This window comes from Romboutsia sp. 13368, from assembly GCF_018336475.1.
Taxonomy (GTDB): Bacteria; Bacillota; Clostridia; order Peptostreptococcales; family Peptostreptococcaceae; genus Romboutsia.
In genome coordinates this window covers 2,557,951-2,564,379 of the sequence record NZ_CP048741.1, presented here as the reverse complement: position 1 = coordinate 2,564,379, position 6,429 = coordinate 2,557,951, and the positions used below count along the sequence as shown (strand labels likewise).

The 6,429-nt window shown below is 32.3% G+C and carries 10 protein-coding genes; all 10 read right to left on the bottom strand.

Annotated elements, in window-relative coordinates; translation table 11 throughout:
- Positions 1-292: 292 nt before the first annotated feature.
- Positions 293-634 (bottom strand): 50S ribosomal protein L17, encoded by a 342-nt coding sequence (rplQ, locus tag G3997_RS11275; RefSeq protein WP_296645994.1) that lies wholly within the window; start codon positions 632-634, stop codon positions 293-295.
- 18 nt (positions 635-652) lie between these two features.
- Positions 653-1,600 carry a DNA-directed RNA polymerase subunit alpha gene (locus G3997_RS11270; RefSeq protein WP_296645992.1) on the bottom strand — a complete coding sequence of 316 codons (948 nt, stop codon included), beginning with the start codon at positions 1,598-1,600 and terminating at the stop codon, positions 653-655.
- 89 nt (positions 1,601-1,689) lie between these two features.
- Positions 1,690-2,313 carry a 30S ribosomal protein S4 gene (gene rpsD, locus G3997_RS11265; protein ID WP_296645989.1) on the bottom strand — a complete coding sequence of 208 codons (624 nt, stop codon included), beginning with the start codon at positions 2,311-2,313 and terminating at the stop codon, positions 1,690-1,692.
- Between the two features lie 33 nt (positions 2,314-2,346).
- A complete protein-coding gene (gene rpsK, locus G3997_RS11260) occupies positions 2,347-2,745 on the bottom strand; it encodes a 30S ribosomal protein S11 (RefSeq protein ID WP_296645985.1) in 399 nt (132 codons plus the stop codon).
- Between the two features lie 23 nt (positions 2,746-2,768).
- Positions 2,769-3,140 (bottom strand): 30S ribosomal protein S13, encoded by a 372-nt coding sequence (rpsM, locus tag G3997_RS11255; RefSeq protein WP_296645981.1) that lies wholly within the window; start codon positions 3,138-3,140, stop codon positions 2,769-2,771.
- 150 nt (positions 3,141-3,290) lie between these two features.
- Positions 3,291-3,404: a 50S ribosomal protein L36 gene (gene rpmJ, locus G3997_RS11250; RefSeq protein ID WP_017753001.1), complete on the bottom strand. Its 114-nt coding sequence runs from the start codon at positions 3,402-3,404 to the stop codon at positions 3,291-3,293.
- Positions 3,405-3,438: 34 nt separating this feature from the next.
- Positions 3,439-3,657: a translation initiation factor IF-1 gene (gene infA / locus G3997_RS11245; RefSeq protein WP_071119021.1), complete on the bottom strand. Its 219-nt coding sequence runs from the start codon at positions 3,655-3,657 to the stop codon at positions 3,439-3,441.
- Between the two features lie 79 nt (positions 3,658-3,736).
- Entirely contained in the window at positions 3,737-4,483 is a 747-nt protein-coding gene (map, locus tag G3997_RS11240) for a type I methionyl aminopeptidase (RefSeq protein ID WP_296645973.1), read from the bottom strand.
- A gap of 2 nt (positions 4,484-4,485) precedes the next feature.
- Complete coding sequence (locus G3997_RS11235; protein ID WP_296645970.1) at positions 4,486-5,136, bottom strand: adenylate kinase; 651 nt, start codon at positions 5,134-5,136, stop codon at positions 4,486-4,488.
- 15 nt (positions 5,137-5,151) lie between these two features.
- Positions 5,152-6,420 carry a preprotein translocase subunit SecY gene (gene secY / locus G3997_RS11230; RefSeq protein WP_296645965.1) on the bottom strand — a complete coding sequence of 423 codons (1,269 nt, stop codon included), beginning with the start codon at positions 6,418-6,420 and terminating at the stop codon, positions 5,152-5,154.
- Positions 6,421-6,429 lie beyond the last annotated feature (9 nt).

The following is a 6,429-nucleotide window of genomic DNA, read 5'->3' as shown; positions in this document are numbered from 1 at the left end:
CGATCTAACGCTATTCTCATAAGTAGTATATCTCTATATTATTTAATATAAAAAATAGTTTGGTTAATATTATACCATAATTTAATATATTTTTTGATTTTGAGAATTAGATTTTAAAATATAAAATAGTTTATATTTTACCATAAAAATACAAATTTATATTTTTTTAATAATTATTAAAAAATATCTGTAATAGAGATTTTATACTTTACTTATTATATGCCATATTCAATAGTAATAAATGAATATAATAAAAAAAGGATTAAGTTATATAACTTAATCCTTTTTCACACTATACTAATTCTATGAAAGCCATTTCAGCAGCGTCGCCTCTTCTTGGTCCTTTTTTGATTATTCTAGTGTATCCACCGTTTCTCTCTGCATATTTTGGAGCTATATCAGTGAATAAGTTGTTTACTACAGTCTCATCCATAACGTAAGCTAAAACTTGTCTTCTAGCGTGAAGATCTCCTCTTTTAGCAAGAGTTATCATCTTTTCTGCCATTCTACGAGTTTCTTTTGCTCTAGTTACAGTTGTTTCTATTCTTCCGTTTCTTAGTAAATCAGTTACTAAGTTTCTTAACATAAGGTTTCTGTGAGCTGTCTCACGTCCTAATTTACGGTAAGTAGCCATACTATCCCTCCTTCTTGCCTATTCTTCGCTTGGTTTAAGACCTAGTCCAAGTTCTTCTAACTTTTGGATTACTTCCTCTAGAGATTTCTTCCCTAGATTTCTAACCTTCATCATATCGTCCTCAGATTTATTAGCTAATTCTTCAACTGTGTTTATTCCCGCTCTCTTTAAACAGTTGTAAGATCTAACAGATAAATCTAATTCTTCTATTGTCATTTCTAGAACTTTTTCTTTTTGGTCTTCTTCTTTTTCTACCATTATCTCAACATTGCTTACATGCTCTGTTAAGTCTATGAATAGATTTAAGTGTTCAACTAGTACTTTAGCTGCTAGAGATATTCCTTCTTGAGGATTTATACTTCCATTAGTCCAAACTTCTAGTATTAATTTATCATAATCTGACTTTTGACCTACTCTAGTATTTTCAACATGGTAGCTTACTTTTTCAACAGGAGTATATATTGAATCTACAGGTAAAACACCTATAGGCATATGCTCTGTCTTATTTTCTTCAGCAGAAACGTAACCTCTACCTTTGTCTACATGTATTTCCATATTAAACTTAGAATTTTCATCTAGCGTAGCTATATGTAAATCCTTACTTAATATTTCAACATCAGGAGGACATATTATGTCTGATCCTTTGATAGTGCATGGTCCTTGAGCCTCTATTTTAAGAGTTCTACTACCTTCACCATCTATAGTAGCTGAAAGTTCTTTTAATGCTAATATAATTTCAGTAACATCTTCTTTAACACCTGGTACAGTAGAGAATTCATGAAGAACTCCATCTATTTTTATAGAATTAACTGCAACACCAGGTAAAGATGATAATAATATTCTTCTTAAAGCATTCCCTATAGTTATTCCATAGCCTCTTTCAAGAGGTTCTATGACAAACTTTCCATATCTATAGTCTTCGCTAAGTTCTATTATATCTACTTTTGGTTTTTCTATTTCTATCATGGACAAAACCCTCCCTTAAATTTATTAATCCACTGAGGGTAAACAATTTTTCAAAGATAACTTTAAAAGTTATCTTTAAAATATGCTTATTACTTAGAGTAAAGCTCTATTATTAAGTGTTCTGCTATTTCAAGATCTATATCTTCTCTTGCTGGTAAAGCAACAACTTTAGCAGACATTTCTTCTAAGTTAGTTTCTAACCACTTAGGAGCTACCTTTGTGTTAGCTTCTACTAAAGCTTTGAATTTAGCAGAAGATTTTGATCTTTCTTTAACTGTTATAACATCACCTGGTTTAACTGTCATAGAAGCTATATCAGCTTTATGTCCATTTAATAAGAAGTGACCGTGTCCAACTAATTGTCTAGCTTCTTTTCTAGATGAAGCTAATCCCATTCTGTAAACTACATTGTCTAATCTTCTTTCTAATAAACTTAATAAGTTAACCCCTGTCATACCATTCATTTTTTCAGCACGTTCATATAAGTTTCTGAATTGAGTTTCTAAAACTCCGTATATTCTCTTAACTTTTTGCTTTTCTCTTAATTGTAAACCATAGTTAGAAACTTTCTTTCTTCCTTGTCCATGTTGTCCTGGAGCATAGTTTCTAGTTACTATAGCACATTTATCAGTATAACATCTTTCACCTTTAAGGAATAATTTCATTCCTTCTCTACGGCATTGTCTGCATGATGCACCTGTGTATCTTGCCATGTCTTTACACCTCCTAAATTACTTGTTATATAATTACACTCTTCTTCTCTTTGGTGGTCTACATCCATTGTGAGGAATTGGTGTTACGTCTTTTATCATTGTTACTTCTAGTCCAGTAGCTTGTAAAGCTCTTATTGCAGCTTCTCTTCCTGAACCTGGTCCTTTTACGAATACTTCAACAGTTTTTAAGCCGTGTTCCATTGCAGCTTTAGCAGCAGTTTCTGCAGCCATTTGAGAAGCAAATGGAGTAGCTTTTCTTGATCCTTTGAATCCTAATTGTCCTGAAGATGCTGCTGATATAGCATTTCCATGAACATCAGTTAAAGTTATTATTGTGTTGTTGAAAGTTGATTGTATATGAGCTTGACCACGTTCTATGTTTTTACGTTCTCTTCTTCTTACACGTGAAACTTTCTTTTTTGGTTTAGCCATTGTTAGTCCCTCCTATCTAATTATTATTTCTTCTTCTTACGAGATACAGTTTTTCTAGGACCTTTTCTAGTTCTAGCGTTAGTCTTAGTTCTTTGTCCTCTTAGTGGAAGACCTTTAGCATGTCTCATACCTCTGTAACATTTTATATCTCTTAATCTCTTTATATTTAAAGCTATCTCTCTTCTTAAGTCACCTTCAACTAAGAAATCATTATCTATTATCCTTCTTAATTCGTTAACTTGTTCTTCAGATAAGTCTTTTATTCTTACGTTAGGATCTATCTCAGCTTTAGCTAATATTTCGTTAGCAGTTGCTTTCCCTATACCGTATATATAAGTTAAGCCTATTTCCGCTCTTTTTTCTCTAGGTAAATCTACCCCAGCTATTCTTGCCATATTCGCACCTCCTACACTTAATTTTAGTGTTAAAATCTTTATATCATATCAATCTAAATACAGATTTATCTATGATTAAAATCTACCCTTTGTTAATATCACAGTATTAAATTATACTATAAATTCCAACAAATTACTAGTAATAATTTCTTATCCTTGCTTTTGCTTATGCTTTGGATTTTCACAGATAACCATTACTTTACCTTTTCTTTTTATAACCTTGCACTTTTCGCACATTGGTTTTACTGATGGTCTTACTTTCATTGTTAATCCCTCCTTAGACTAATATTTAAATAGTCTACTTCTTACGCCAAGTGATTCTTCCTCTTGTAAGGTCATATGGAGAAAGTTCAACGTTCACCTTGTCGCCTTCCAAGATTCTTATGAAGTTCATTCTTAGCTTTCCAGATATGTGACATAATATCTCATGTCCATTTTCTAGTTTTACTTTGAACATAGCGTTAGGTAAAGCTTCTACAACTGTACCTTCTAATTCTATAACATCTTTTTTGGCCATTAACTAACCAAACCTCCATTTCAATAAGCTAAATCATTTGATTTAACTTTAGATAGCATATTTCCTACTTACCTAGCCACTATAGACTTGATAATATAATAGGTTCATCTTTTGTTATTGCTATCGTGTGCTCGTAATGAGCTGATTTTTTGCCATCTATAGTGACAATAGTCCAACCGTCAGCTAAAGTTTTAACGTGATAACGACCAGCGTTTATCATAGGTTCTATAGCTAAAACCATACCTTCTTGAAGTTTTGGTCCTTTTCCAGCTGGGCCATAGTTAGGTATTTGAGGGTCTTCGTGAAGATCAACTCCCACTCCGTGCCCTACTAAATCTCTAACAACTGAGAAACCATGTTTCTCAACGTGTGCTTGTATTGCGTGTGAGATATCAGATAATCTATATCCTAGTTTAGCAAATTTTATGCCTTCATAGAAGCTTTGTTTTGTTACTTCTATTAATTTCCTATCTTCTTCAGATATTATACCTACTCCGTGAGTCTTCGCAGAGTCTGAATGATATCCTTTATAATAGGCTCCTACATCTAAACTTACAATGTCACCCTCTTTTAAAATCTTTTTACTAGGTATCCCATGTACTACTTCTTCATTTATAGAAGCACATATAGAACCTGGAAAACCACCGTATCCTTTAAAAGATGGTATAGCATTGTATTTTCTTATATTCTCTTCAGCTATTTTATCTAACTCTAAAGTAGATATACCCGGAACTATAGCTGACTTTAATATCTCATGAGTTTCAGCAACTATTTTACCTGCTTCCCTCATGATTTCAATTTCTTTTTGTGATTTTATAATAATCATTATTATTTATCACTTCCTAGAGCAGTAACTATGTCCTCAAATACTTTCTCTATAGATTGTTGACCATTTATGTTAGCTATTATACCTTGAGAACTATAATAGTCTACTAATGGTTTTGTTTCATCTAAGTAAACTTGTATTCTTTTTGATACAGTCTCTTCATTATCATCTGCTCTTTGGTATAATTCTCCTTGGCATACATTACATACACCAGCTTCTTTAGGAGCATTAAATTCAACATGATACGTAGCACCGCAAGATTTACATATTCTTCTTCCTACAGCTCTTCCAACTAATATCGCTTTATCAACTTCGATATTAACTACCTTGTCTAAAGCTATATTAGCTTCTTTTAAGAACGCATCTAAATGTTGAGCTTGAGATACATTTCTTGGGAATCCATCTAACATAAATCCATTCTTACAGTCATCTTGAGTTATTCTGTCTGTAACTAAACCTACAGTTAACTCATCTGGAACTAATAATCCTTGATCCATGTATTCTTTAGCTTTCTTACCAAGATCTGTTCCTTCTTTTATATTCTTTCTGAATATATCTCCTGTTGATATATGAGGTATTTCGTATTTGTCTACAATACCAGCTGCTTGTGTACCTTTACCGGCACCAGGAGGTCCAAGTAATATTATTCTCATATTATCATCTCCAATTTATTTTAAGAATCCTTGGTAGGTTCTCATAACTAAATTTGATTCTAACTGTCTCTTAAGCTCTAAGGCAACTCCAACAACTATTAGTAATGATGTACCAACTAATGTTATTTGTATCTTCATGAAGAACATAACAATCGCTGATATCATAACTATAACTGATAAGAATAAAGCTCCAGCTAGAGTTAATCTTGATAATATTCTATTTAAATAATCTATAGTAGGTTTTCCTGGTCTTATACCTGGTATAAATCCACCATTATTTTTCATGTTATTTGCTATATCTTCAGTATTAAATGATACTGTAGTATAGAAATAAGAGAAGAATACTATCAACAGAATTTCAAGTGTTCTATATATCCAAACTCCAGGTGCTTGTGCTGGGCTTAAATATGTTTGAACAAAGTTTTGAGCATCTGCTCCCATGAACATTGCTATAGTTTGTGGGAAAGCTAAAAGCGAACTAGCAAAGATTACCGGAATAACCCCTGATTGGTTAACTTTCATTGGTATATGAGAACTTTGTCCTCCATACATTTTTCTTCCAACCACTCTCTTAGCATATTGTACTGGTATTTTTCTAGTAGCTTCTTGTATATATGTAACTGCTGCTATTGTTATAAGTATTACTACTACTAACAGAGCTGCTGCCCATATCTTTACATCTCCAGCTTGTACTAGATTTACAGTTGATATAATATCTCTTGGTATTCCCGAAACAATACCTATAAATATTATAATCGAGCTTCCATTACCTAATCCTTTTTCAGTAATTTTATCTCCTATCCACATTAAAAGCATACTTGCTGATACTAATGTCAATATAACTGTAATTATAAAGAATGCACTTGTTGATATTAGCGCTGATTTAACAATACCTAGCGTAATAGCTGTTGCTTGTATAAACGCTAATGCTAGTGCTATATATTTTGTGTATTTATTAATCTTTTTCTTACCTTCTTCACCAGACTTTTGAAGTTCTTCCAAACTTTCAAAACCTATAGTTAGAAGTTGTATTATGATAGATGCTGTTATTGCAGGACCTATACCTAAAGCAAATAGTGTGAATTGACTAAATGCCCCTCCAGTAAACATATTATATAGGGAAAGAAGACCATTTGAGTCAACCATTCCCTTTATAATACTAGTATCTACTCCAGGAACAGGTATTACTGCACCTATCCTAAATACTATAATCATCATCAAAGTATATAATATTTTTCTTCTTACATCTTTAAGCTTCCAAGCTTGTCTTAATTGTGACAGCACGTTAACTCA

Excerpts from the sequence above, each read along its gene's own strand:
- rpsM (WP_296645981.1), bottom strand. The coding sequence starts at position 3,140 with ATGGCAAGAATAGCTGGGGTAGATTTACCTAGAGAAAAAAGAGCGGAA.
- rpmJ (WP_017753001.1), bottom strand. The coding sequence starts at position 3,404 with ATGAAAGTAAGACCATCAGTAAAACCAATGTGCGAAAAGTGCAAGGTT.
- G3997_RS11235 (WP_296645970.1), bottom strand. The coding sequence starts at position 5,136 with ATGAGAATAATATTACTTGGACCTCCTGGTGCCGGTAAAGGTACACAA.
- G3997_RS11270 (WP_296645992.1), bottom strand. The coding sequence starts at position 1,600 with ATGATAGAAATAGAAAAACCAAAAGTAGATATAATAGAACTTAGCGAA.
- rplQ (WP_296645994.1), bottom strand. The coding sequence starts at position 634 with ATGGCTACTTACCGTAAATTAGGACGTGAGACAGCTCACAGAAACCTT.
- rpsK (WP_296645985.1), bottom strand. The coding sequence starts at position 2,745 with ATGGCTAAACCAAAAAAGAAAGTTTCACGTGTAAGAAGAAGAGAACGT.
- infA (WP_071119021.1), bottom strand. The coding sequence starts at position 3,657 with ATGGCCAAAAAAGATGTTATAGAATTAGAAGGTACAGTTGTAGAAGCT.
- map (WP_296645973.1), bottom strand. The coding sequence starts at position 4,483 with ATGATTATTATAAAATCACAAAAAGAAATTGAAATCATGAGGGAAGCA.
- rpsD (WP_296645989.1), bottom strand. The coding sequence starts at position 2,313 with ATGGCAAGATACACAGGTGCATCATGCAGACAATGCCGTAGAGAAGGA.